At 59.4% G+C, this 24,267-nt stretch carries 24 protein-coding genes; 13 read left to right on the plus strand and 11 right to left on the minus strand.

All coding sequences use genetic code 11. The features are described from left to right. Nucleotides 1–13 precede the first annotated feature (13 nt). The 9 genes from nuoN (at nt 14) to GA0061101_RS31840 (ending at nt 8,702) form a co-directional block, all read left to right on the plus strand. Nucleotides 14–1,456 (plus strand): NADH-quinone oxidoreductase subunit NuoN, encoded by a 1,443-nt coding sequence (gene nuoN, locus GA0061101_RS31805; RefSeq protein WP_037194258.1) that lies wholly within the window; start codon nt 14–16, stop codon nt 1,454–1,456. Further along, on the plus strand, nt 1,456–2,220 hold the full coding sequence (locus tag GA0061101_RS31810) for a biotin--[acetyl-CoA-carboxylase] ligase (protein ID WP_047553135.1): 765 nt from the start codon (nt 1,456–1,458) through the stop codon (nt 2,218–2,220). Before nuoN ends, GA0061101_RS31810 begins: the two co-directional genes overlap by 1 nt. Before the next feature lie 14 nt (nt 2,221–2,234). Next, a complete protein-coding gene (locus tag GA0061101_RS31815; protein WP_037194262.1) occupies nt 2,235–3,908 on the plus strand; it encodes a ribonuclease J in 1,674 nt (557 codons plus the stop codon). A gap of 31 nt (nt 3,909–3,939) precedes the next feature. After that, a complete protein-coding gene (gene mce / locus GA0061101_RS31820) occupies nt 3,940–4,344 on the plus strand; it encodes a methylmalonyl-CoA epimerase (protein WP_092576596.1) in 405 nt (134 codons plus the stop codon). Nucleotides 4,345–4,442: 98 nt separating this feature from the next. Then, nucleotides 4,443–4,721, plus strand: coding sequence for a DUF1467 family protein (locus tag GA0061101_RS31825; RefSeq protein WP_092576598.1), 279 nt, complete (start codon nt 4,443–4,445; stop codon nt 4,719–4,721). A 98-nt stretch (nt 4,722–4,819) separates the two neighbouring features. Then, a complete protein-coding gene (locus GA0061101_RS39620; RefSeq protein ID WP_167669617.1) occupies nt 4,820–4,996 on the plus strand; it encodes a hypothetical protein in 177 nt (58 codons plus the stop codon). A gap of 348 nt (nt 4,997–5,344) precedes the next feature. Further along, the gene (gene proS / locus GA0061101_RS31830) at nt 5,345–6,667 is read left to right on the plus strand and encodes a proline--tRNA ligase (protein WP_092576600.1); all 1,323 of its coding nucleotides are present in this window, start codon (nt 5,345–5,347) and stop codon (nt 6,665–6,667) included. A 26-nt stretch (nt 6,668–6,693) separates the two neighbouring features. Further along, nucleotides 6,694–8,004 (plus strand): lipoprotein-releasing ABC transporter permease subunit, encoded by a 1,311-nt coding sequence (locus GA0061101_RS31835; protein ID WP_037194270.1) that lies wholly within the window; start codon nt 6,694–6,696, stop codon nt 8,002–8,004. 14 nt (nt 8,005–8,018) lie between these two features. Next, the gene (locus GA0061101_RS31840) at nt 8,019–8,702 is read left to right on the plus strand and encodes an ABC transporter ATP-binding protein (RefSeq protein ID WP_037194272.1); all 684 of its coding nucleotides are present in this window, start codon (nt 8,019–8,021) and stop codon (nt 8,700–8,702) included. Between the two features lie 7 nt (nt 8,703–8,709). Here the strand turns inward: GA0061101_RS31840 and GA0061101_RS31845 are convergent, their stop codons facing one another. Together GA0061101_RS31845 and GA0061101_RS31850 are read right to left on the minus strand one after the other, a co-directional pair. Continuing rightward, nucleotides 8,710–9,177, minus strand: coding sequence for a DUF5680 domain-containing protein (locus GA0061101_RS31845; RefSeq protein ID WP_092576602.1), 468 nt, complete (start codon nt 9,175–9,177; stop codon nt 8,710–8,712). An 85-nt stretch (nt 9,178–9,262) separates the two neighbouring features. Further along, complete coding sequence (locus GA0061101_RS31850) at nt 9,263–9,859, minus strand: hypothetical protein (protein WP_092576604.1); 597 nt, start codon at nt 9,857–9,859, stop codon at nt 9,263–9,265. 354 nt (nt 9,860–10,213) lie between these two features. Between GA0061101_RS31850 and dnaE the strand changes: the two genes are divergently transcribed. Further along, nucleotides 10,214–13,711, plus strand: coding sequence for a DNA polymerase III subunit alpha (gene dnaE, locus GA0061101_RS31855; protein ID WP_047553392.1), 3,498 nt, complete (start codon nt 10,214–10,216; stop codon nt 13,709–13,711). On the opposite strand, the gene GA0061101_RS31860 is transcribed toward dnaE, so the two are convergent. From GA0061101_RS31860 to GA0061101_RS31870, 3 genes are all read right to left on the minus strand, one after another. Next, nucleotides 13,708–14,979, minus strand: a complete 1,272-nt coding sequence (locus GA0061101_RS31860; RefSeq protein ID WP_037194277.1) for a L,D-transpeptidase family protein — start codon at nt 14,977–14,979, stop codon at nt 13,708–13,710. The two genes, dnaE and GA0061101_RS31860, sit on opposite strands and share 4 nt — an antisense overlap. 199 nt (nt 14,980–15,178) lie before the next feature. Next, a complete protein-coding gene (locus tag GA0061101_RS31865; RefSeq protein ID WP_037194278.1) occupies nt 15,179–16,216 on the minus strand; it encodes a glycoside hydrolase family 25 protein in 1,038 nt (345 codons plus the stop codon). Nucleotides 16,217–16,407: 191 nt separating this feature from the next. Beyond that, on the minus strand, nt 16,408–17,697 hold the full coding sequence (locus GA0061101_RS31870; RefSeq protein WP_483426006.1) for a DNA polymerase IV: 1,290 nt from the start codon (nt 17,695–17,697) through the stop codon (nt 16,408–16,410). Nucleotides 17,698–17,780: 83 nt separating this feature from the next. Between GA0061101_RS31870 and GA0061101_RS31875 the strand changes: the two genes are divergently transcribed. Next, the gene (locus tag GA0061101_RS31875; protein WP_092576606.1) at nt 17,781–18,359 is read left to right on the plus strand and encodes a GNAT family N-acetyltransferase; all 579 of its coding nucleotides are present in this window, start codon (nt 17,781–17,783) and stop codon (nt 18,357–18,359) included. A gap of 17 nt (nt 18,360–18,376) precedes the next feature. On the opposite strand, the gene GA0061101_RS31880 is transcribed toward GA0061101_RS31875, so the two are convergent. Beyond that, complete coding sequence (locus GA0061101_RS31880) at nt 18,377–19,024, minus strand: hypothetical protein (RefSeq protein WP_092576608.1); 648 nt, start codon at nt 19,022–19,024, stop codon at nt 18,377–18,379. A 2-nt stretch (nt 19,025–19,026) separates the two neighbouring features. Beyond that, nucleotides 19,027–19,335: a DUF3572 domain-containing protein gene (locus GA0061101_RS31885; RefSeq protein ID WP_092576610.1), complete on the minus strand. Its 309-nt coding sequence runs from the start codon at nt 19,333–19,335 to the stop codon at nt 19,027–19,029. Nucleotides 19,336–19,466: 131 nt separating this feature from the next. On the opposite strand from GA0061101_RS31885, the gene GA0061101_RS31890 reads away from it, so the two are divergent. Next, a complete protein-coding gene (locus GA0061101_RS31890) occupies nt 19,467–19,838 on the plus strand; it encodes a response regulator (protein ID WP_028754034.1) in 372 nt (123 codons plus the stop codon). Nucleotides 19,839–19,854: 16 nt separating this feature from the next. After that, nucleotides 19,855–21,228 carry a PleD family two-component system response regulator gene (locus tag GA0061101_RS31895; protein ID WP_037194283.1) on the plus strand — a complete coding sequence of 458 codons (1,374 nt, stop codon included), beginning with the start codon at nt 19,855–19,857 and terminating at the stop codon, nt 21,226–21,228. Nucleotides 21,229–22,047: 819 nt separating this feature from the next. Here the strand turns inward: GA0061101_RS31895 and rpmG are convergent. The 4 genes from rpmG to GA0061101_RS31915 form a co-directional block, all read right to left on the minus strand. Next, entirely contained in the window at nt 22,048–22,215 is a 168-nt protein-coding gene (gene rpmG, locus GA0061101_RS31900; RefSeq protein ID WP_003547442.1) for a 50S ribosomal protein L33, read from the minus strand. A gap of 96 nt (nt 22,216–22,311) precedes the next feature. Beyond that, the gene (locus GA0061101_RS31905) at nt 22,312–23,496 is read right to left on the minus strand and encodes an MFS transporter (RefSeq protein WP_037194284.1); all 1,185 of its coding nucleotides are present in this window, start codon (nt 23,494–23,496) and stop codon (nt 22,312–22,314) included. After that, nucleotides 23,489–23,806: a hypothetical protein gene (locus GA0061101_RS31910; RefSeq protein ID WP_092576612.1), complete on the minus strand. Its 318-nt coding sequence runs from the start codon at nt 23,804–23,806 to the stop codon at nt 23,489–23,491. Before GA0061101_RS31910 ends, GA0061101_RS31905 begins: the two co-directional genes overlap by 8 nt. Further along, on the minus strand, nt 23,803–24,258 hold the full coding sequence (locus GA0061101_RS31915) for a DUF983 domain-containing protein (protein WP_037194286.1): 456 nt from the start codon (nt 24,256–24,258) through the stop codon (nt 23,803–23,805). Before GA0061101_RS31915 ends, GA0061101_RS31910 begins: the two co-directional genes overlap by 4 nt. Between the last annotated feature and the right edge of the window lie 9 nt (nt 24,259–24,267).

Here is a 24,267-nt window from a genome sequence, read left to right on the forward strand (position 1 = left end):
GGACCTATTCGACATGACTGCTGACACAATTCTTGCAAGCCTGCATCTTTCCATTCCGGAGCTCATCCTCGCGGTCGGTGCGCTTGCGTTGCTCATGATCGGCGTCTTCTCAGGCGAGCGGTCCGGACCCATGGTCACCGGTCTTGCCATCGCGGTGCTCGCGGTGGCCGGTCTCTGGATCATCTTCGTTCCGGGCGAGGGCCTGGCTTATGGCGGCGCCTATCTCGCCGATGGCTTCTCCCGCTTCATGAAGATCGTCGCGCTGGTCGGCTCGATCGTCACCATGTTCATGAGCATGGGGCAGGCGCGCGAGCAGCAGCTCGATCGCTTCGAGTTCCCGGTGCTCCTGCTGCTGGCGACCCTCGGCATCCTGCTGATGATCTCGGCGCATGACCTGATCTCGCTTTATCTGTCGCTGGAACTGCAGTCGCTGGCGCTCTACGTCGTTGCCGCCATCAACCGCGACAATCTCAAGTCGACGGAAGCCGGCCTGAAGTACTTCGTCCTTGGCGCTCTCTCTTCAGGCATGCTGCTCTACGGCATGTCGCTGGTCTACGGCTTCACCGGCCACACAACCTTCGATGCCATTGCTACCGCGCTCAGCGCCGAGACCCGCTCGCTCGGCCTCGTCTTCGGTCTGGTTTTCGTCCTTGCCGGCTTGGCCTTCAAGATCTCCGCCGTGCCGTTCCATATGTGGACGCCGGATGTTTACGAAGGCGCGCCGACGCCGGTCACCGCCTTCTTCGCTGCTGCGCCGAAGGTCGCGGCCATGGCGATCCTGACCCGCATCGTCATTACCGCCTTCCATCCGGTGCTTGCCGACTGGCAGCAGATCATTGTCTTCATCTCGATCGCCTCGATGGTGCTCGGCTCCTTCGCCGCGATCGGTCAGCGCAACTTCAAGCGACTGATGGCCTATTCCTCGATCGGTCACATGGGCTATGCGCTGGTCGGCCTTGCCGCCGGCACCAAGACCGGCGTATCCGGCGTCATGCTTTACATGGTCATCTACATGGTCATGACCCTCGGTACCTTTGCCATCATCATGGCGATGCGCCGCAAGGACGGCCGTCAGGTTGAGAATGTCGATGATCTCGCCGGCCTTTCGACCACCAACCCCTTCATGGCCGTCGTGCTGACAGCATTGATGTTCTCGCTGGCCGGCATTCCGCCGCTGGCCGGCTTCTTCGGAAAGTACTTCGTTTTCGTCGCAGCTATCCAGGCGCATCTCTATGCGCTTGCCGTCATCGGCGTTCTCTCTTCGGTCGTCGGCGCCTACTACTATCTGCGCGTCATCAAGGTCATGTGGTTTGACGAAGCCAAGGACGAATTCACCCGCACGGCTGGTTCGCTGCGCCTGGTCTTCGGCCTCTCGGGCTTGTTCGTGGTCGGCTACGTCCTCTTCGGCGGCGCTATCGGCGGTGCTGCCGATCTGGCTGCCGCGACGCTGTTTTGATGGCGTCTGACATGAATAGCCGGAAGTCGCTTGCCGACTTCCGGCATGATGCCCTTTCAGAGACAAGTTCCACCAACAGCGAGTGCCTGGAACGGGCACGTGCGGGCGATCGCGGAAACCTTTGGGTCACCGCCGAACGTCAGACCGGTGGACGTGGTCGCCGCGGCCGTCCCTGGGTATCCGAGCGCGGTAATCTCTATGCATCTCTCCTGTTGATCGATCCTGCTCCGATGGACCGTCTCGGCTCCCTGCCGCTCGCGGTCGCGATTGCCGTGCATCAGGCGGTGCGCAGCGTGCTGCCGCTGGCCGCCGAACCGGTCGAGATCAAGTGGCCGAACGATATCCTGATCGGCCGCAAGAAGACCTGCGGTATCCTGCTCGAGGGCGAAGCCTTACCCGACGGGCGCTATGCGCTTGTCATCGGTATCGGCATCAACGTCGCCGTCATGCCCGACAATCCGATGTATCCGGTCACCTGCCTGCGGCAGCAGGGCTCGATGGTCTCGCCTGATGAATTGTTTGCCCATCTCTATGCGGCGATGGCCGAAGCCCTTGATGTTTGGAACAGCGGCAAGGGCATTCGGGAGGTCACGGCGCGCTGGCGCGAAGCGGCCTGTGGCGTCGGTGAAAAGATCACGGTGAACTTGCCGGACAAGTCGATTTTAGGCCATTTCGTCGGAATCGATGATAATGGCTTGTTGATGCTCGAGACCGAAGACGGCAGGACTATGCCGATCGCGGCGGGCGATGTTTTCTTTAGGTAATGGTTGGGAACGAAATGGCGAAACAAGACGAACTGGTGTTTCTGCCACTCGGCGGCGTCGGCGAGATCGGTATGAATCTCGCTCTGTATGGCTATGGAACGCCGGAGCATCGCCAGTGGATCATGGTCGATTGCGGCGTTACGTTTCCGGGACCGGATCTGCCGGGCGTGGATCTGGTGTTGCCGGACATCCGCTTTCTCGCCAAGGAGCGCAAGAACCTCAAGGGCATCATCATTACCCACGCGCATGAGGATCACTACGGCGCGCTGAGCGATCTCTGGCCGGGTCTCAACGTCCCCGTCTACGCTTCGGGCTTTACCGCCGGCCTTCTGGAAGCCAAGCGCGACTATGAAAAGACGATGGGTCAGATCCCGATCACCCCGTTCAAGGCTGGTGACCGCATCAATGTCGGCCCCTTCAGCATCGAGGGCGTCGCCGTCAATCACTCCATTCCCGAACCGATGTCGTTGATGATCCGCACGCCGCTCGGCAACGTCATTCATACCGGCGATTGGAAGATCGACCACGAGCCTTCGCTCGGGCCGCTCACCGACGAGACCCGCTTCCGGCAGCTGGGTGACGAAGGCGTCCTGGCACTGATGTGCGATTCCACCAATGCCCTGCGGGATGGCGTCTCGCCCTCGGAAAAGGACGTTTCCGAAAGCCTGCGCAAGATCATCGAGAATGCCGAAGGCCGGGTAGCGATCACCACCTTCTCCTCGAATGTCGGCCGCATCCGCACTGTTGCCGAGGCTGCCGAGGCCGCGGGTCGCGAAGTGCTGTTGTTGGGCAGTTCGCTGAAGCGTGTCGTCGACGTCGCCCGCGATGTCGGTCTCATGGACGGCATCAAGCCGTTCATTGCCGAGGATGAGTATGGCTATATCCCGCGCGACAAGGTCGTAGTCATCCTGACCGGCAGCCAGGGTGAGCCGCGCGCCGCTCTTGCCAAGCTGGCAAGGGACGAAATGCGCCACGTCGCGCTGGCATCAGGTGATATCGTCGTCTTTTCCTCGCGCGCCATCCCGGGCAACGAGAAGGCCATCCAGGACATCAAGAACGGCCTGATCGAACAGGGCGTGCATGTCGTGACGGATGCCGAAGCGCTCGTGCACGTGTCCGGCCATCCCCGGCGCAATGAGCTGCAGAAGATGTATGAGTGGACGCGGCCGAAGGTCGTTGTGCCTGTGCATGGCGAGCCGACGCATTTGAGCGCGCATAAAGAACTGGCCGAACAGTCCGGTATCGCCACCGTGCCGAAGGTTCGCAATGGCGACATATTGCGCCTCGCGCCGGGACCGGTCGAGGTGATCGGCGAGGCGCCGCATGGACGTATCTTCAAGGACGGCATACTGATTGGCGATTTCGACGAGATGGGCATCGGCGAACGCAAGAAGCTGTCCTATGTCGGCCATGTCGCCGTCAATCTCGTGCTCGATGCCCGTTACGACATCGCCGGCGATCCGGATATCGTGTCCATCGGCCTGCCGGCCTATGACGACGAAGGCGAGGAGATGGAGGACACGCTCTTCGATGCCCTTGTCAGCGCCATCGAGAGCATTCCGCGCGCGCGCCGCAAGGATCTGGCCATGCTGCAGGAGGCTGCTCGTCGCGCCGTGCGCTCCGCCGCCAATCACGGATGGGGAAAGAAGCCTTTTGTGACGGTGTTCGTCACGCGCACTGCCGGCTGAGGCCCGTGATCCGATCGGGGAGGAGAGATCCGTGCTTGGACGCATCAATCACATCGCGCTTGCCGTTCCGGATATAGCCGCCGCTTCGGCGACCTATCGCGAAACACTCGGCGCTAAGGTGTCTGCGCCGCAGGCATTGCCGGAACATGGCGTCACGGTCGTCTTCGTCGAGCTGCCAAACAGCAAGGTCGAACTGCTCGAGCCGCTGGGCGAGACCTCGCCGGTCGCCGCTTTCCTCGCGAAGAACCCCGACGGCGGCATGCATCATATCTGTTACGAAGTTGCAGATATCCTTGCAGCACGCGACCAGCTGGTCGCCGCAGGCGCTCGCGTGCTTGGAGATGGCGAGCCGAAGATCGGCGCGCATGGCAAGCAGGTGCTCTTCCTGCATCCGAAGGATTTCTTCGGCACGCTGATCGAGCTCGAGCAAGTGTGACATTAAAGCGCTGGACGACGCTTTGAAACGCGACAGCTTTGCCCCTATAAGCAACTTGGAAGAGGAAGAGGCGAGCAGGCTCGTCTTAAGGGAGCGGAATGGTCCAGCAGATTATAGCGAGTCTCGCGGTGTATTTCGTCATCTGGTGGATCACGCTTTTTGCGGTCCTTCCATTCGGCTTGCGCACCCAGGCCGAGGACAAGCATGTGGTCTTCGGTACTGTCGAAAGCGCACCGACGAAATTCCGTGCCTGGAGAGTGGTGTTCTTCACGACGCTGGTATCGGCTCTCATCTATGGTGCCTGGTATGTCGCCTCGCACTATTTCGGACTGAGCGTCGACTCCATTCCGCGGTTCGTTCCGAACTACGACAAATAACCTATCGGAAATTGTGGTTGGAATCGCCTGGACACCAATCGCCTCGCGATCGCTTTCAATTTGTCACACGCCTGTCATCTTTGTGAAGCAAAGAATCTATGAACGACGACCGCAATGCGCTGGTTAAGAAGCCTTTTGATGCGTCTGTCGAGCCAGTTGGCAGACAGCTAGCCAAGGCGAAAAGCAAAAAAAAACAAGGCCATAAGCCTTGTTTTAAAGTATCGCGTGATCCTTATCCGTTACCGGGGCAGCGAGCGAGCGCGCCTAAGATCTGATCCTCCCAAGACTTGACCGCGAAACGGCAAGAATTTAACCTTCCTGCCTCTTTTGTGAGCTAAAATTAGCTCAAAGATTGAGCTTTGTCATCTATTTTTTTGCTTTTTTGCTACAGTCGCGCAGAATTTTTCTGTTGATGAAATTTCGTCTTAAATCCTTACAAACGTGCGATTTTTCGAAATCGCGGAAATATATCACATCGCCCGCATTCGTGGGCATTTCTCGCATTCCCTACGCGTCGAATGCGGGTTTCCTTCCTGCGCCGAAGCAGTTATGAACTGCCTCCAGTACACAATTTGCTAACGATTCCGCCAGAGGCGAATCGTCAAACCTCTGGAACAAGCGTCATGCGTCTGTCTCGTTACTTCATGCCCATTCTGAAGGAAAATCCTAAAGAGGCTGAAATTGTTTCCCATCGGCTCATGCTACGCACCGGCATGATCCGCCAGCAGTCACAGGGTATCTATTCCTGGCTGCCGCTGGGCAAGCGCGTGCTCGACAAGGTCAACAAGATCATCCGCGAGGAGCAGAATCGTTCCGGCGCCATCGAGCTTTTGATGCCCACGCTGCAGACGGCCGAGCTCTGGCAGGAGAGCGGCCGCTACGACGCCTACGGCAAGGAAATGCTGCGCATCAAGGACCGGCAGGACCGGCCCATGCTTTACGGCCCGACCAACGAGGAGATGATCACCGACATCTTCCGGTCCTACGTCAAGTCCTACAAGGACCTGCCGCTCAATCTCTATCATATACAGCTGAAATTCCGTGACGAGATCCGTCCGCGTTTCGGCACCATGCGCTCGCGTGAGTTCATGATGAAAGATGCCTATTCCTTCGATCTGACGCAGGAAGGCGCCGTGATTGCCTACAACAAGATGTTCACGGCATATCTGCGCACCTTCGACCGCCTTGGTCTTCGGGCAATCCCCATGCGCGCCGACACCGGCCCCATCGGCGGCGAGCTCAGCCACGAATTCATCATCCTCGCAGATACCGGCGAATCCGAAGTTTTCTGCCATAAGGATTTCGTCAATTTCGATATCCCCGGCGAAGACACGAATTTTGATGACGCTGCTGGCCTGAAAGGCATCTTCGACAAGTGGACTTCGGTCTATGCCGCCACCTCGGAAATGCATGATGAAGCCGCCTTCAACGCCATCCCCGAAGGCGAGCGCCTCTCGGCGCGCGGCATCGAGGTCGGCCACATCTTCTACTTCGGCACGAAATATTCCGAACCGATGGGTGCGAAAGTTCAGGGTCCCGACGGCAAGGAACATGCTGTACACATGGGATCTTACGGTATCGGCCCGACACGCCTTGTTCCCGCCATCATCGAAGCATCGCATGACGAGAACGGAATCATCTGGCCTGCTTCGGTTGCGCCTTTTGACGTCGTGGTGATCAACATGAAGTCCGGCGACCAAGCCTGTGACGATGCTTGCGAAACGGTCTACGCCGCCCTGTCGAAGGCCGGCAAGGATGTCCTGCTTGACGATCGCGACGATCGTGCCGGAACGAAGTTCGCGACGGCGGATCTGATCGGCCTGCCCGTGCAGATCATCGTCGGGCCGCGTTCGATCGCGGGCGGCGAGGTGGAAGTGAAGGACCGTAAGACCGGTGCTCGCGAGACGATGACAGTCGAAGCGGCAATCAAGCGGCTGGCCGGCTGATAGACAAAAGACAGGATGGAAGGCGAATGGCGGTGAACGTGGCAGTGGAACAGCAGGGAAATTCGCCCAAGGCCAGCCCGTCATCCCGTCCGTTTTCCGGATTCGAGCGACTTGTCGCGTGGCGCTATCTTCGCTCCCGGCGCAAGGAAGCATCGATTTCGGTCATTGCCGGCTTCTCGCTGGTCGGCATCATGCTGGGCGTCGCCGCGCTGATCATCGTCATGGCGGTCATGAACGGCTTCCGCGCCGAACTCTTCAAGCAGATTCTTGGCTTCAACGGCCATGTCGTCGTGCAGCCGATCGATTCGCCGTTGAACGACTATGCTGAGCTGGCTAAGAAGTTTGCCGCTGTTCCCGGTGTCACCATGGCCTTGCCGCTGGTGGAAGGTGAAACGCTTGCGTCCGGGCGGGGCGGCTCCGGCACCGGCGCGCTGGTGCGCGGCATCCGCGCCGAGGATATGACCAAGCTCAAAACCGTTTCCGATCATATCGTCTCCGGCGACATAGTCGGCTTTGCCTCGGGGCAGGGCGTGCTGGTGGGTACACGCCTTGCGCGGCAGCTGGGCCTGACGGTCGGCGACCAGATCACGCTGACGGCGCCCGATGGCGATGTGACGCCCTTCGGCGTCAATCCGCGCGTCAAGGCTTATACGATCTCCGGCCTCTTCGAGGTCGGCATGTCCGAATATGATTCCTCCGTCGTCTTCATGCCGCTGGAGGAATCACAGCTCTTTTTCAACGCCGAAGGCATCGTCGAGAAGATAGAACTCTTCGTCAGCAATCCCGATGATGTCGATGAGTTGAGGCCGAAGATCGAGGCTGCCGCGGGTCGGCAAGTGTTCCTGACCGACTGGCGGCAGGTCAACGAGACTTTCTTCTCGGCACTGCAGGTCGAGCGCAACACCATGTTCATGATCCTGACGCTGATCGTCCTCGTGGCTGCGCTAAATATCATTTCCGGTCTGATCATGCTGGTGAAGGACAAGGGCAGCGATATCGCCATCCTGCGCACCATGGGCGCGACGTCCGGGGCGATCATGCGCATCTTCTTCATGACAGGTGCTGCCATCGGCGTGGTCGGCACATTCGCCGGCGTTCTGCTCGGTGTCCTGGTCTGCCTGAATATCGAATCCATCCGGCAGTTCTTCTCCTGGATTTCGGGCACGGTGATCTTCAATCCGGAGGTCTACTTCCTCAGCAAGCTGCCGGCCCAGATGAATATGAGCGAGACCGTCTCCGTTGTTGTGATGGCACTGACGCTGTCTTTCCTTGCCACGATCTTTCCGGCCTGGCGTGCCTCGCGGCTCGATCCGGTGCAGGCGCTGCGCTACGAATAAGGAATTCGCATTTGATGAAAGGCAACGTCGTTCTCCAGCTTTCGGGCGTGGAGCGTCATTACGGGCAAGGCGATACCCAGCTATCGATCCTGAAGGGAGCCGATTTCGCCCTGCGCAGCGGCGAGATCGTCGCGCTGGTTGCGCCCTCCGGTACCGGCAAGTCGACGCTCCTGCATGTGGCCGGCCTGCTCGAGCATCCCGATAGCGGCGAAGTGCTGATCAATGGTCAGGCATGTGAAGGCCTGTCCGACGACAAGCGCACGGCTGTCCGTCGCAGCGAAATCGGCTTCGTCTATCAGTTCCACCATCTGCTGCCGGAATTTTCGGCGCTTGAAAACATCATGATGCCGCAACTGATCTCCGGCCTCTCCCGCAAGGAGGCAAGTGAGCGCGCCGCCCAGCTTCTCGATTACATGCGCATCGGCCACCGCGGCGATCATCGACCGGCCGAATTGTCCGGCGGCGAACAGCAACGCGTCGCCATTGCGCGCGCCGTCGCCAATGCGCCTCTGGTACTGCTGGCCGATGAACCGACAGGCAATCTCGATCCCGCAACGGCACATTATGTCTTCGATGCCCTTGAAGCGCTGGTGCGGCAGTCGGGTCTGGCGGCATTGATCGCCACGCATAATCACGAACTCGCAGTCCGCATGGACCGCCGCGTCACATTGAGCGAAGGCAAGGTGGTCGAGGTCTGATCGCCCGTTACGGAACGATCAGCCCGCCGCGATAATCCAGCTCGTAGGCCTTGCGCTCCTTCACCATGATGACCTCGTGACCGATAAAATGGTCGCAGCCGCCGGTGCTGCGATCGACGTAACGGCCGAAGGCGTGTTCGAATTCGAAGCCGCCGAGAAAGCGTTTTTCATCGAGATAGAGCCGCAGCAGCGCTGATTTGATGACCATGCCGGCGCTTCGCCCGTCGATCAGGTCGGGCTCGACGATGCGGCCGAAATAGTTCATCGCCCAGACCGGCTCGTCGTCATGCCAGACCAGCTCCTGCCCGGCGAAATCCGTGCCACCGAAATAGCTGTCGAGATAGCGCCAGCGGCCATTGGCATAGCCGATGTCATGCGAGCCGCTTCGGCAGGACGGCAGTCTCTCGCCATCTCCGACATAGGTCTCGGCCTTGGCGATGACAATGAAATCGTTCAGCTCGGCAAGATCCAGCATGGCCCTCTCCAATGATGGTAAGTGACCACAATGCCATGGAATGTGCAGCGCGTAAAGAACATATAGTGAACAAACGCTGTGTTTGCTATTGTCCGTCTCCGCAGATTTTCTGGCCGAAGTCGTCCTGCCAGTCCTCGATTTTGACCGTTTTGGCGTCTGCCTTGATATCCTTGCCGTTCTTTGTCGCCTTGCCGGTCAGGACATTGTAGTCGCAGTTGTAGCCGGAATCGGGTTCGAGCGTATCGCGGGACACATAGGTATAGCCGGCAACGACGAAGCTGTTGTTGCGGTAGGCGAGTGTCAGCGTCTGCTCCCACCGGTCGCGTCCGACGCTGTCATTTTGCGATGTGACGGTGATGGATCCGTTCGGCAGCGCCGCGATCGACGGTTCCTGGCCGACCATGCCGTCAGGCCCCACGCTGCCCCATATCTTGTTCGGCGCGCTGACTGCCAGATTCAGCAGCGCATGTTCGCCACCGCGCAGATAGATGTAGATGCCGATCGGATTATCGGCTTGATCGTCGGGAGCCGATGCGACCAGCAGAGCGAGATCCGGCTTGCCGTCCTTGTTCCAGTCGCCGATCGCCGCGTCGATGATACGGTCGGGCGCAATGGCGTCCCCGGCATGCGCCGTGGTCGCGACCGAAAGCAGGGTGAAGGCGGCATAAGTCAGTGATTTCATGATGATCTCCCCTTTGTTCCTGCATAGCCTCGGGTTGATCGAGCGTCCATCGGCAAGACGAAATATCGGACGATGAAATTTATTGATGCATCTATTGACTCCCGAACAAAAATAGAACAAAAAAGAAACATAACGAGTAAGGAGCGCGTAAATGACCGATATCATTCGAGACGTTGCAGCATTCACCTCCATCGTGATGTTCGTCGCCAGCTTTTCCCTCATCATGATGGCGATGTGAATTTTATTCCCATACGAGCACGTTGCCCCCGAGTTTGATGGGAGCAACTCATGGACTTTGTCGTCCGCAATGCCGAGAATGGTGGTGATTCATTCAGGCATGCGGAAGGGTATGAGATGGCGGATAAGGGTGGCAGCGGTGCAGCGATTGCGCCAGTTGGCGAGGCGCCGGAATTCGTGCATCTCCGGGTTCATTCCGCCTATTCCCTGCTTGAGGGCGCGCTGCCGCTCAAGAAGATACTGGCCAAGGCCACCGGCGACAATCAGCCGGCTATTGCCATCACCGATACCAACAATCTCTTCGTCGCCCTGGAGTTCTCCCAGAAGGCGATGGAGGAGGGGCTGCAGCCGATCATCGGCTGCCAGGTATCGATCGACATGGAGGATGGCGGCGAAGGCGAAAAGCGCGGGCCGCAACAGGCCCTTGCCAAGCTGCCCTCCATCGTCCTGCTCGCCGCCACGGAGCGGGGCTATGAGCGTCTTGTCGATCTGATCAGCCGTGCCTACCTCGGCGGCGAGGGCAATCATGCCGTTCACATCACCGCCTCGTGGCTGGAGGAGATCGGCACCGAGGGCATGATCGCGCTTACCGGCTCGCTCGGCGGGCCGGTCGATATAGCGCTGAAAGAGGGGCATGCGCCACAGGCGCTATCCCGGCTGCTGACGCTGAAGCGGCTGTTCGGCGACAGGCTGTATGTCGAACTGCAGCGCCACGGCACCTATGATCGCCGTCACGAACAAAAGATGCTCGCACTCGCCTATGAGCATGCGCTTCCGCTGGTTGCCACCAACGAGGCTTTTTTCCCCACCCGCGACGATTACGATGCCCACGACGCCCTTATGGCGGTCGCTCACAATGCCATCGTCTCGGACGATACGCGTTTCCGCCTGACGCCTGATCACTATCTGAAGAGCCGTGCCGATATGGCGAAGCTGTTCTCCAATCTGCCAGAGGCGCTGGAGAATACCGTCGAGATTGCTCGGCGCTGCTCCTTCGTTCTGCAAACGCGCAAGCCGATCCTGCCACGCTTCACCGGCGCCGCCGATGATGAGGAAGAGGCTGATCGCGCCGAATCGGCGGAGTTGCGCGCTCAGGCGGTCGAGGGTCTTGATCAGCGTCTCGCTTCGCTCGGCATGGCGCCGGGCTATGTGGAAAAGGACTATCGGGAGCGGCTGGAATTCGAGCTCGGCGTTATCGAGGGTATGAAATTCCCCGGCTACTTCCTGATCGTTGCCGACTTCATCAAATGGGCCAAGCGGCATGATATTCCCGTCGGGCCGGGCCGTGGTTCGGGCGCAGGCTCGCTGGTCGCCTATGCGCTGACGATCACCGACGTCGATCCACTGCGCTTCTCGCTGCTGTTCGAGCGCTTCCTCAATCCATCACGCGTCTCGATGCCGGACTTCGATATCGACTTCTGCCAGGATCGGCGCGAAGAGGTGATCCGCTACGTGCAGGCCAAGTATGGCCGCGAGCAGGTGGCGCAGATCATCACCTTCGGTTCGCTGCAGGCGCGCGCCGCCCTTCGCGACGTCGGCCGCGTGCTGGAGATGCCCTACGGCCAGGTCGACAAGATCTGCAAACTGGTGCCGAACAATCCTGCCAATCCGACACCGCTCAGCAAGGCGATCGAGGAAGAGCCGCGCCTGCAGGAGGAGGCTGACAAGGAACCGGTCGTCGCCCGCCTGCTCGATATCGCCCAGAAGATCGAAGGACTTTACCGTCACGCCTCGACACATGCCGCCGGCATCGTCATCGGCGACCGGCCGCTCTCCAAGCTAGTGCCGATGTATCGCGATCCGCGCTCCGACATGCCGGTCACCCAGTTCAATATGAAATGGGTCGAGCAGGCCGGCCTGGTGAAGTTCGACTTCCTCGGCTTGAAGACGCTGACGGTCCTGAAGACAGCCGTCGATTTCGTCGCCAAGCGCGGCATCGCGATCGATCTTGCCAGCATCCCACTCGAGGATAAGCCGACCTACGATATGCTCTCGCGTGGCGAAACGGTCGGCGTGTTCCAGGTGGAAAGTGCGGGCATGCGCAAGGCTCTCATCGGCATGCGCCCGGACTGCATCGAGGACATTATCGCGCTGGTGGCGCTCTATCGCCCCGGCCCGATGGAGAATATCCCGGTCTACAATGCCCGCAAGCACGGTGAGGAAGAGATCGAATCGATCCATCCGAAGATCGACTACCTTCTGAAGGAGACGCAGGGCGTCATCGTCTACCAGGAACAGGTGATGCAGGTCGCCCAGGTGCTGTCGGGCTATTCGCTCGGCGAGGCCGATCTTCTGCGCCGCGCCATGGGTAAGAAGATCAAGGCGGAGATGGACCAGCAGCGTGAGCGTTTCGTCGATGGCGCCGTCAAGAACGAGGTGTCGAAGGGGCAGGCGGACGTCATCTTCGATCTCTTGGCCAAGTTCGCCAATTACGGCTTCAACAAGTCCCACGCCGCCGCCTACGCCATCGTCTCCTATCAGACCGCCTATATGAAGGCGCATTATCCGGTGGAGTTCCTGGCGGCGTCGATGACGCTGGATATGGCCAACACTGACAAGGTCAACGACTTTCGTCAGGATGCCAAGCGCCTGGGCATCGAGGTCATCGCGCCCTCGGTCCAGACCTCCTTCCGCCATTTCGAGACCGGCGAAAACCGCATCTATTATGCACTGGCCGCCATCAAGGGCGTCGGCGAATCCGCCGTGCAGCACATTGTCGAGGTGCGCGGCGATCAGCCATTTGCCAGCATCGAGGATTTCTGCCTGCGCATCGATCCGAAGCAGATCAACCGTCGCGTTTTGGAAAGCCTGATTTCCGCCGGCGCCTTCGATTGTTTCGAGCTCGACCGCGCGCAGCTGATCGGCGGGATCGATCGGATCATGGGTTATGCGCAAGTGGCGCAGGAAAACAAGCGCAGCGGTCAGCACGACATGTTCGGAAGCGCTGCGTCCGGGCCTGAGAAGATCGCATTGCCGCCTTATACGCCGTGGCTTGCCTCGGAGCGCCTGCTGCGCGAATTTCAGGTGCTCGGCTTCTATCTGACCGCCCATCCGCTCGATACCTACAAGAGCGTGCTCGACAAGATGCGCGTGCAGAACTTCGCCGATTTTTCCGCTGCGGTGAAGCAGGGGGCGAGTAACGGTCGCCTCGCCGGCACGGTGATCTCGAAGCAGGAACGCAAGACGCGCACCGGCAATAAAATGGGCATCTTCGTCTTCTCGGATGCGTCAGGCCAGTTCGAAGCCGTGCTCTTCTCGGAAACGCTCAATCAATATCGCGACGTGCTTGAAGTCGGCAAATCCTTCGTCATCACCGCCCAGGCGGACGAGCGCCCGGAAGGCATCAGCCTGCGTCTGCAGACGGCGCAGTCGCTGGAAGAAAAGTCGCTGCAGATGCAGAAGGCGCTACGCGTCTATGTCCGCGATTCCGGGCCGCTGAAAGCGGTTGCGGCCCATCTCAACACCAAGGGCGATGGCCTCGTCTCCTTCATCGTCATCAAGGAGGAGGGCATGCGCGAGGTCGAGGTGGCGCTGCCGGAAAAATACCGCATCACGCCGGAAATCGCCGCCGCATTGAGAACGGCGCCCGGCGTCATCGATGTCGAACTGGTCTAGCCTCTTTTACCGAGCGCGCCGCCATTGGTGATGGTGATGAAATCGGTCTCGTTGCCGGTTTCCGGGCCGACGCCGGTATCGGAAATCGTCAGCGACGAACCCGGTGTCAGCAGGTCCTCGATGCGGTGGCGCACCTCGTCGGGAATGCTGATACGGCCAAGCGCCTGTCCGGCGGCATCGAGCGATTGTGCCTGCGCCTCGCTGGTGATGCCGAGCCGCTTCTTCGCCTCCCTGGTAAGATCGTCGTCAAGGGTCATGCCAAACCAGTCGGCCTTGCCGCTGATGCGGTCGATCGTATTGGCGGTGAAGAAATGCACGCCAAGCGCCTCTTGCGGCTCGGCGATGATGGCGGGCGCCTCAAAGAGCGGCTTGAAGCTCTGGCGAATCATGATCGCGCCGTTCGGCGGCTCGCCCTTGCCGGCTGCGGCATAGACAGCCTTCATGAGTGCCGGACTGACAAGTCCGCCCGTCGTCTTGATGTCATGTGCCTTTCTGAAGTCTTCGATCGCCTGCACGGTCGCCGGCCCGAGCATGCCGTCCGGCGTACCGGCCGCAAAGCCCATGCCGTTCAACAGGCCCTGAAGATCGCGAACATTCTCGCGCAATCCGCGCCGGGTGATCAGGATACTGAGTGGCGACTGATCGACGGGCGGAGCGAGACTTGCTTGCGCCGCCGGGATCTGGATCGAGGCGACGTCGTTCGTGGCGACCTGCAGCGGCTGTGCCTGCGGCAGGAAGCTTGCCGTCATGGGACGCAATTCGATGCCTGAGAACAGAGCCGGAGGCGGAGCAGCTTGCGGCTGGAACAGCATGCTACTTTCGAAAGGCTGCGGCACCAGCGGCCGGTCGGCGATGACGACATGCACCCCGCGCTCGGTCATCTGGTAGAGCATCTTGGCAAAGGCCTTGGGCATGCGCACGCAGCCGTGAGAGGCCGGATAGTTCGGAACCGAGTTGGATTCGTGCAGCGCAATGCCTGACCAGGTCAGCCTTTGCATGTAGGGCATGGGCGCGGCCGAATAGAGATTGGACTCGTGATAAACCTTCTTCTCCAGGATGGAGAAGATACCGCTCGGTGTCGTATGGCCGGGCTTGCCGGTCGAAACCTTCGATGTCGCCACGACCTGGTCACCGTCATAGACGGCAAGCGATTGCCTGTCCTTCGACACGACGATCTGCAGGGTGCGCGCATCCGACGCGGCAAAGGAAGGATGGGAAAGGGCAGAGGCTGAGAGCAGCCCAAGCCCAAGCAACAAAAACGGCTTCATAGACACACGAACCAAAAACGCAATACTCGTATCGGCTAAGGTTAGACGTCTAAGTTTAAGGAAGACTTGATGAAAAGAAGCGCTTTATCGGTTCGCCGAAAACCAGATGCTTCCTTGTTATGTTGATCATCTGCCGTAGCGCCGAAGCGGGACAATCGGCCCTGCTTCGGCGGCAATCGGTTGGCAGAGAGTGGAAGCGTCAGCGCACGCTGGACGCCACCCAGTTATGCCATTCCTCCGCGCTGCCGTGGAAAGCGTTGAGGTCGATCCTACCGTCGACGCCATGCGAGACGCCGGAGCCGGAATATTGCCAGAACAGCCAGTTGCGACCGGGATAGACCTTGGAGGGATGGGCAGCGACGGAGCGCAGCCAGAAGGGATAGTTGAGCAATTCGCCGCGCAGGTTGTCGCGATAGAAATCCGGAGCCGTATAGACGATCGGGCGCTGGCCGTAGTGTTTTTCCAGCTTGTCCATGAAGACCTGCATCTTCGCCAGGACTTGTTCGCGCGACGGCCGCCGCTTGCAGCTCGATTCGCCGTTCCATTCCACGTCGATCACCGGCGGCAGGGCTCCTGCTTCTCTCGGAACGTTGCGGATGAACCAGTCGGCCTGCTCGCCGGCGGTACGGCACCAATAGAAGAAGTGGTAGGCACCGTGCTTCAGGCCAGCTTGTTGAGCGGCACGCCAGTTCTTCTTGAACATCGGATCGAGGTGGTCGCCACCATCGGTCGCTTTGATGTAGACGAAATTGGCACCCTGGGTGCGCAACGTTTCCCAGTCGATGTCGCCCTGCCAGCGCGAGACGTCGACGCCATGCACGGCCAGTTTCCTTGGCGACGTTGTGCCGAAGTTGATCGGCTTGGCATCGCGGAACTGATGGGAATAGATCTGCATCGGCTGCTGCCGCATGGCGCGGGGCATCGGGTTTGCCGGCGAAAGCATGGCGAGCGGCCGTTGCAGCGGCAGCGGAACCTCATCTCCACCCTGGTTTGACGGCAGGAACGCCTCCGGCCGAGGATCCGCCGGCAGCGAGGTCACCAGCGCTTGCTGCCGCTCAACCCGCGAGACCGTCTCGCCGATTTCGACCGACGGCGTAGGAGTTTGGCTCTTTGCGATCGAGCTGGTCATTTCTTTCGAAGGCGCGCTGGTCTGCGCGGCTTCGCGCTCGCCTCTGGCGGCGCAGCCCGAGATCGTAAGGGAGGCAAGAAGGATGGTCGATACAGCCGATAGACGCATAGGAACCCGTACGCAAAACACAATCGACGGCGGATCCGCGCCGTTCGGAAATCACAGAGACTAAGTGCTAATAGAAATTTACCAAAAAAGATTGAATCAGATCTTTCTAACGCGAATATTCGCGCGGGGAGCGCGGTCATCCGCCGGCGCGCAAGAGTATCACTGTATGGTGACTATATCGTAAGGCTTTGTTATCTCTCGCGTTTACCGCCAAAAGTGTAACCTGTCTCGACCGTCTTGTTGCCGAACTTTTCTCTGAGCTTGTCCATCGCCGCTTCGGCCGCGGCACGGCGTGTTGCCTGTTCGTCGATCAGATCGGGCGGATCGGCGCGGGCCGCATCGCAAAGATCGGTGACGCCTATGCCGATGAGGCGGAACTTCGTGCCGTCGGTCTCGGCTTCAAGCAGGCGCAGGCCGGTGCGGAAAATTCGATCGGCAAGCTGCGTCGGATCCTCCAGGCGGCGATTGCGGGTCCGGCCCTTGAAGTCGGCAGTTTTCAGCTTCAGCACCACGGTCTGGCCGGCAATGTCGCTGCGCTTCAGCCGGCGCGAGACCTTCTCTGAAAGGTCGCGCAGGATCGGCACCAGATCGTCATGACGGGAGATGTCCTCGAAGAAGGTCGTTTCCGACGATACGCTCTTTGCCGCTTCGTTCGGATGCACCGTGCGGTCGTCGATGCCGCGCGACAGGCGGGAAAGCCGCTGGCCGATGACCCCGTAGCGGCGCATGAGATCGCCTTCCTCCATGGTCTGCAGCTGGCCTATGGTGCGGATGCCGTCGCTTTCCAGCGTTGCGGCAAAGGCTTTGCCCACACCCCATATCGTCGTTACCGGGCGCGGCTCCAGAAATGAGAGTGCCTCTTCCTGGCCGATGACGGAAAAGCCGCGCGGCTTCTGCAGGTCGGAGGCGACCTTGGCGAGGAACTTGCAATAGGAGAGGCCGACCGAGATGGTGATACCGATTTCCTGCTCCACGCGCCGGGCGAATTTCGCCAGGATGCGGGCCGGCGGATCGTGGTGAAGCCGCTGCGTGCCGTCGAGTTCCAGAAATGCCTCGTCGATCGAAAGCGGCTGCACCAACGGCGTCAGTTCCTGCATCAGCGTGCGAACCTCGCGGCCGACGCGAACATATTTCTCCATGTTCGGGCGGATGACGACGGCCTGAGGACACGCCTCCAAGGCTTTGAACATCGGCATGGCAGACCGCACGCCATGAATGCGGGCGATGTAGCAGGCAGTGGAGACGACGCCACGCTTGCCGCCGCCGATAATGACCGGCTTGTCGGCGAGTTCCGGATTGTCGCGCTTCTCGATCGATGCATAGAAGGCGTCGCAATCGATGTGCGCCAGGGTCAGCGCATAGAGTTCGCGGTGATAGACGAGGCGAGGACTGCCGCAGGCCCGGCAGCGCGTCCGCACGGCCGATTGCTCGCTCAAGCAATCGCGACAGAAACCGGAAATCTTATCGGGCACAGGGGTCATCAAGCGAGAACAAAAATTGAACATCGCTACCTTATGTTCTAAGCTTGCGAGTCTCAAGGTGGAAAACAGCGGAGGGGGAAGGGGTGCAGGATTTAAGTGTGCGACCATTGACGCCGGATCGCTGGGGCGATTTCGAGACACTCTTCGGGCCGAGCGGCGCCTGCTATGGCTGCTGGTGCACCCATTTTCGCATTCCGACGTCACAACGCAAGACGATGGACGGGGCGGCGAAGAAGCGGTTCATTGAGGAGCGCGTTGCGGCCGGACCGCCGCCGGGTCTTCTCGGCTATGTCGGCGAGCGCCCGGTTGCCTGGGTGCAGGTGGGTCCGCGCTCGGAGTTGCCGCAATGGAATTCTCCAAAAACGGTGTCACGGCCGCTCGATCCGGCCGATGCCGAGGATCGCTCGGTCTGGGCTGTGAGCTGCTTCTTCATGAATTCACATGATCGCGGCAAAGGATACAGCCATCGCATGCTGTCGGAGGCGATGAATTTCGCCAAGGCTTCCGGCGCTCGCCTGCTCGAGGGCTGTCCCATCGAACGCACGAAGCAATCGAAGTCGGTCGGCCTCTATGTCGGCTCGCAGCGCATATTCGAGACGGCCGGATTTTCCGAGATCGCGAAGCGCAAGGATGGGCGGCCTCTGATGCGCCTTGTTCTCTGATGGTGGGGCCGGCGGTCTCAGCGGACGATATGGGCCTGGATCAGCGGTGCTGCCTGGCTCCATTCGTTTGCCGCGAGGATGCCCGCCGCAGCGGCCGGCGCCATGCGATGGACGATGGAATCCGGCTTCAGGTTGATCAGCAGGCAATCCGGAACATGCTCGCCGACCGAATGCAGATTGTGCGCCATGTCGTCGACAAAGGCGACCGGCAGTGCGCGCCTTCCATGCAGCGACCGCACGATCGGCCCTTTCGGCTGCAGCGATGCGAGCAGCGGATAGGCGAGGCCGAGCCTGTCGAGAAGCCGGCGTCGCTGAGCCCAGAATTGCGGCGGCATGGCCGTGAGAAAAACGATGTCGGCGTCCTTCGAAAAATCGCCGAGGGTATCGGTGACGCGATCAAGCGGCGTCTGCCATTGCTCCTGCGCCTCGAAGAATGCTTCGATCAACCGATGAACGTCCTTTTCTTCAAGCGCCACTCCATCGGCCTTGGAAATGATGTTGCCCGTAAGCCTGAAGGAACGCGGCAGGAATTCATGGCCTTCAGCATCGATGAAGAGCAGGAAAGGCGCAAAGAAATGCAAAACGACATCATCGACATCGCAGACGATCAACGGCCGGTCCTTGAGGCGGATATGCGATGTGTCGAATTGGAGCGGGGCATCCATGGTCAATATTCTCCGGAGGCAAGGCCGGGCGGCGAGAAATGCGCCGACGCGGCCGCGACGGTTTCCGGCGGAATGCCGCTGGCCTCGCAGAAAGCCAGCAATGTCGGCTCGTGGTTCATCAGAAAGTCGAGCATGCCCGCAAGAAAGGCCGGCTCGTTGATGGCGTTGCGCACCTGCGCCGGCTCGACGCCGGTGAGCGCCAGGAAGCGGCCGAACATATCCGGTTCGTTGGCCAGCCAGCCGAGCACGGCAATTGCTGTCTCTTGCGGCTCTGCCGCGCTGTTCTTCGGGTTCTTGAAGTTACTTTGCATTTCGACGGGTGAGTTACCTATTTTTCAACCAAATGCCGGTAGTATCCGATTCAAGTATTTCTGGAATCGATTTCTCACGACCCTATATTTTGAGAGAATAGATGCAATACCGGATGCAGGGACAGCTTTCCATGCCTAAGCAAGTGATGATTGTAGAAGACAATGAGCTGAATATGAAGCTCTTTCGCGATCTGATCGAGGCGTCCGGCTACACCACGATCCAGACCCGAAATGGCATGGAAGCGCTTGATCTCGCTCGCAAACATCGCCCGGACCTGATCCTCATGGATATCCAGCTTCCGGAAGTTTCCGGGCTGGAAGTGACCAAGTGGCTGAAGGAGGACGATGATCTGCACGTCATTCCGGTGATCGCGGTCACGGCCTTTGCCATGAAGGGCGACGAAGAGCGCATTCGCCAGGGCGGATGCGAAGCCTACGTCTCGAAGCCGATTTCCGTCCCGAAATTTATTGAAACCATCAAGACTTATTTGGGCGACGCCTGAGCGTGGGGAAAAGCTGATGACCGCGCGCATCCTGGTGGTTGACGATATTCCAGCGAATGTGAAGCTTCTCGAGGCGCGGCTGCTGGCCGAGTATTTCGAGGTGCTGACGGCGGAGGATGGAGCGAGAGCTCTTGCCATCTGCGCGGGCGCCCAGGTCGATCTCATCCTTCTCGATATCATGATGCCGGGCATGGACGGGTTCGAAGTGTGCGAGCGCCTGAAGTCCGATCCGCGCACCGCGCATATCCCCGTGATCATGGTCACGGCGCTGGATCAGCCCGCCGATCGCGTGCGTGGCCTGAAAGCCGGAGCCGACGATTTCCTGACCAAGCCGGTCAACGACCTGCAGCTCATTTCGCGCGTCAAGAGCCTGCTTCGTTTGAAGACGCTCAGCGACGAGCTGCGTATGCGCAACGAGACCGCCCGCAATTTCGGTATCGAAGACCTGCTGCGGGTCGGCGATGGCCGCGCTGACGAAACCGGCCATGTGCTTCTGGTCGACGGCCGCGCCAACTCGCAGGAGCGCATCATCCGCGCGCTCAAGCCGATTGCCCAGGTCATGGCGATGTCCGATCCGCAGGCCGCCCTATTCGAGGCAGCGGAACGGCCGTTCGAGCTCGTCATCGTGAATTCGAATTTCGACGACTATGATCCGCTGCGGCTTTGCTCGCAGCTCCGCTCGCTGGAGCGTACGCGCTTCCTGCCTGTCTTGCTGGTGACGGAGCAGGGCGCGGACGAGATGATCGTCCGTGCGCTCGATCTGGGTGTCAACGATTACATCGTCCGGCCCATCGATCCGAACGAATTGGTGGCCCGCTGCCTGACGCAGATACGCCGCAAGCGCTACAACGACCGTCTGCGGGCCAGTGTGCAGCACACCATCGAGCTTGCCGTCACCGATGCGCTCACCGGGCTGAACAACAGGCGCTATCTCGACAATCATCTGAAGATTCTTTTCGACCGCTCCTTGGCGCGCGGACGGCCGCTCTCTGTTCTGATCACCGATATCGACCGGTTCAAGCACGTCAATGACACCCATGGTCATGACGCCGGCGACGAAGTGCTCAAGGAGTTCGCCGCCCGCATCCGGTCCACCGTGCGCGGTGCCGATCTGGCTTGCCGCTATGGCGGCGAGGAATTCGTCGTCGTCATGCCCGATACGCCTGCCGAAGTGGCCGCTGCTGTCGCGGAGCGATTGCGCGCGTCGGTAGAAAATATGCCCGTCAAACTGCGCGAAGGCGGCGTTGCTCTTAACATTACGGCCTCCTTCGGCATCTCGTGCCGTTTGGAAACAGTCGAAACGCCGGAGCAATTGATGAAGCAGGCCGATCTTGCGCTTTATGAAGCAAAAAGGGCAGGGCGCAATCGGGTTGTTGCTTCAGCGGCCTGATCTAGAACAGATCAGTCGGAATAAGGCCCTCCCATGAATATTGAGGGGCATTCGCAAGTTTTGAACAATGATTAAGATTTTGTAATCTTTGCATCGCTGCGGTATGTCGCCGGGATTTTCTCAAAGGATAAATTCGGCATTTTCACTTTTTATTTGGATAGATACTTGAGTTTATAGATTATTTTAGAGATTTTATAATTACTATTCGATATGTTCGCGTTTAGTCTGTGGTTTTAGTTAGAAAAAAATGCAGAAAAACTGTGGATTAATCGAGGATAATTAACGTGTTCAAATGTTCTTAAATATCTGTATTCGGAATTTGTTGCATCTGCGAATGCCATCTCTTCCCTCTTCAGATGTGTTCGCTTTTGAATTGTGAATTTCGCAGAAGATTTATTCAGAAGAAATCGGGAATTTTAACCATCCAACCAGAGAACAATTTTTTATCATTAAGAATTTGTTGATTTTCTTTCGATTTCGCGCAAATTTAGTCTCGTACACAGACAGCCCGTATGGGTTCGAGATACCCCATGATGCTCAGGTCCGCCGCATCTCCTGGGTCGTGGGGTCGGTCGGCTGGCATGCAATATAAGCGGTTCCTCGTGCCGTTTTGCAGGCTAGCCGACCCCCAACTCAAAACGCCGTTCTTCGTTTTTCGAAGGCGGCGTTTTTTTCTTTGTCGACGAATACAAGGGATCTATATTTTAGCTCTTCTTGCCTTATGAAGCACAGTCGAGCTCGGCGCCAGGAGAACGTCATTGAAAACAAAAAGGCGCTAACCTCTCGGTTGCGCCTTTTGTAACCAGAAGTTTAGGGAAATTACTTGATCTTCGTTTCCTTGAACTCGACGTGCTTCTTAGCGACCGGGTCGTACTTCGTCTTCGTCATCTTGTCCGTCATCGTACGGCTGTTCTTCGTCGTGACGTAGAAGAAACCGGTGTCGGCCGTCGACAGCAGCTTGATCTTGATAGTGGTAGCCTTGGCCATAGTCGTCCTGCCTTTAATAAAAATGAACGCCGTGGACGGCCAGTGCGGAGGTCCACGGCGAATTCTGGCGCGAAACTACAAATCGCGCCCGAAAAGTCAACCCCTGTTGCCCATGAAAAGCAATCGTATCCCCGAAAGCAGGACATAAAGGCCGAAGAAAAAGGCAACGGCCCAGGCAAAGCCGCTGGGGTTGACCAAATCCATCGCCGTGCCGATCGTCGGCGGCCCGAGAACCATGCCGATGGCATAACAGAAAACGAAGGCCGCATTGGCGGCCGCGAGATCCGCTCCGGTCAGGCGCGTGCCCAGATGGCTGAGGCCAACCGTGTACATGCCGGAGACGCAGCCGCCCCAGAAGAGCAGAATGACCGCGAGAATGATCCAGTTCGAGGACAGAGACGGCAGCAGCAGCGCGCCCACCAAGCCGATGGTGGCCATGATCGAGAGCAGTGGCCGCTTGTCGCGCATGCGGTCGGCAAGCAGCCCCAGGGGGATCTGGAAAACGAAATTACCGACGCCCATCACGGTCAAGAGCAGCGCGGCCTGTGATTCGTTGAAGCCGAGGCGCGTGGCATAGCTGGTGAACAAGGAGCCGCCGCCGACGGTGACGGCGCCGAACACGAACACTGCGGCGGTCGCCGTCGGTACCAGGAAGATGTAGCGGACGAAATGCAACTCGGGCTTTTCGTCGACATCCGGGCTTTCGTTGCGCGCGATGAAGATCGGAATGGCGGCTGCCAGGATGATGCAGGCGCCGATGGCGAAGGGCATGAGCCCTTCGCTGCCGACAAGCGAGAACAGCAGGGGGCCGGCTGCAAAGCCGAGGGAGAAGACCGTGGAATAGAGGCCGAGCACGAAACCGCGCTTGGAAGGCGGCGAAGCCGCATTGATCCAGAATTCCGACAGGATGAACAGAGTCGTCGTCGACCCGTGGAACAGGATACGCAGCGGAAACCACAGAAGCAGGTTTTCCGCGTAGTAGAAGCCCAGCGAGCTCAGCGCGGAGAGCATGACCGCCCAGATCATCGTCTGCACGACGCCGAAGCGATGGGCGAGTTTTGTCGTGATGACCGCGGCGAGCATCGACGCCACCCCCATCATCGCGGTGTTGACCCCGATGAGGCTTGAGGGGACGCCGCGCTTTTCCAGAATGATGCTGAGAAGCGGCAGGCCCAACCCGATGGCTATGCCCACGGCGGATACGGACGCGATAGCTGCGACGAGCGAGGGCCAGTGAATTTCTTCGACATGGCCGGTCTTGCCGTTCGTCGGTTCAAGCATAAACGGATCCTTGCAACGCGTGGCGGGCGAATCGATCGGCACGTGGGATATAGAAAGGCACGGCACGGCCAAATTCAGGTAACGGGTCGGCTTTCATGAGATCGGTCATATCCCCCGGGATGGTCCTTTCGACGCCCGGCATGTTCAGACAAGAAATGCTGTCCATGTCAAGCCGTTGCCGGCAAACCAGCTCCGCTGAATCCCGAATATACGACGAATCGATATTGGCCGTGACCAAAGGGCGTAACGGCGCAAGGTGAGTTCCGCCTGCCGTGCGGGCGAGCGACTTGGGCTGGCATATGGCTTTCACGACCGGCTGTTTCCCTGATCCCAGTCGTCCGGGCTGTCGTCGTGGCCACCGAAGCCATGCATGCGGAGCGCCCATTGCAGGCCGATGACCCCGCCTTTGATGGGCTGTATGATCGCAAGCGCCGCGATCACCGTGATCGGTGCCCAGATCGCGAGGTGGACCCACATCGGCAGATTGAAGGCCATGTCCGTCAGCATGTAGCCGCCGACGACGATATGGCCGAGAACCAGGATCACCAGATAGGGCGGCAGATCGTCGGCGCGTTGATGGAAAATCTCCTCGTCGCACACAGCGCAACGATCGACCGGCTTCAGGAAGGCACCGAAGAGTTTGCCGGTGCCGCAGCGGGGACAGCGGTTCAGCATGCCACGGGTAATCGATCGCCCGAGCGGGCGCTCGCTTTCGTCTGCGCCACCATAGCGCATGGTGGGATCGGATGGGCTGCCCGTCATGAATGCTCT

Origin of the sequence: Martinezella lusitana (assembly GCF_900094565.1) — a bacterium.
Classification (GTDB): Bacteria; Pseudomonadota; Alphaproteobacteria; order Rhizobiales; family Rhizobiaceae; genus Rhizobium; species Rhizobium lusitanum.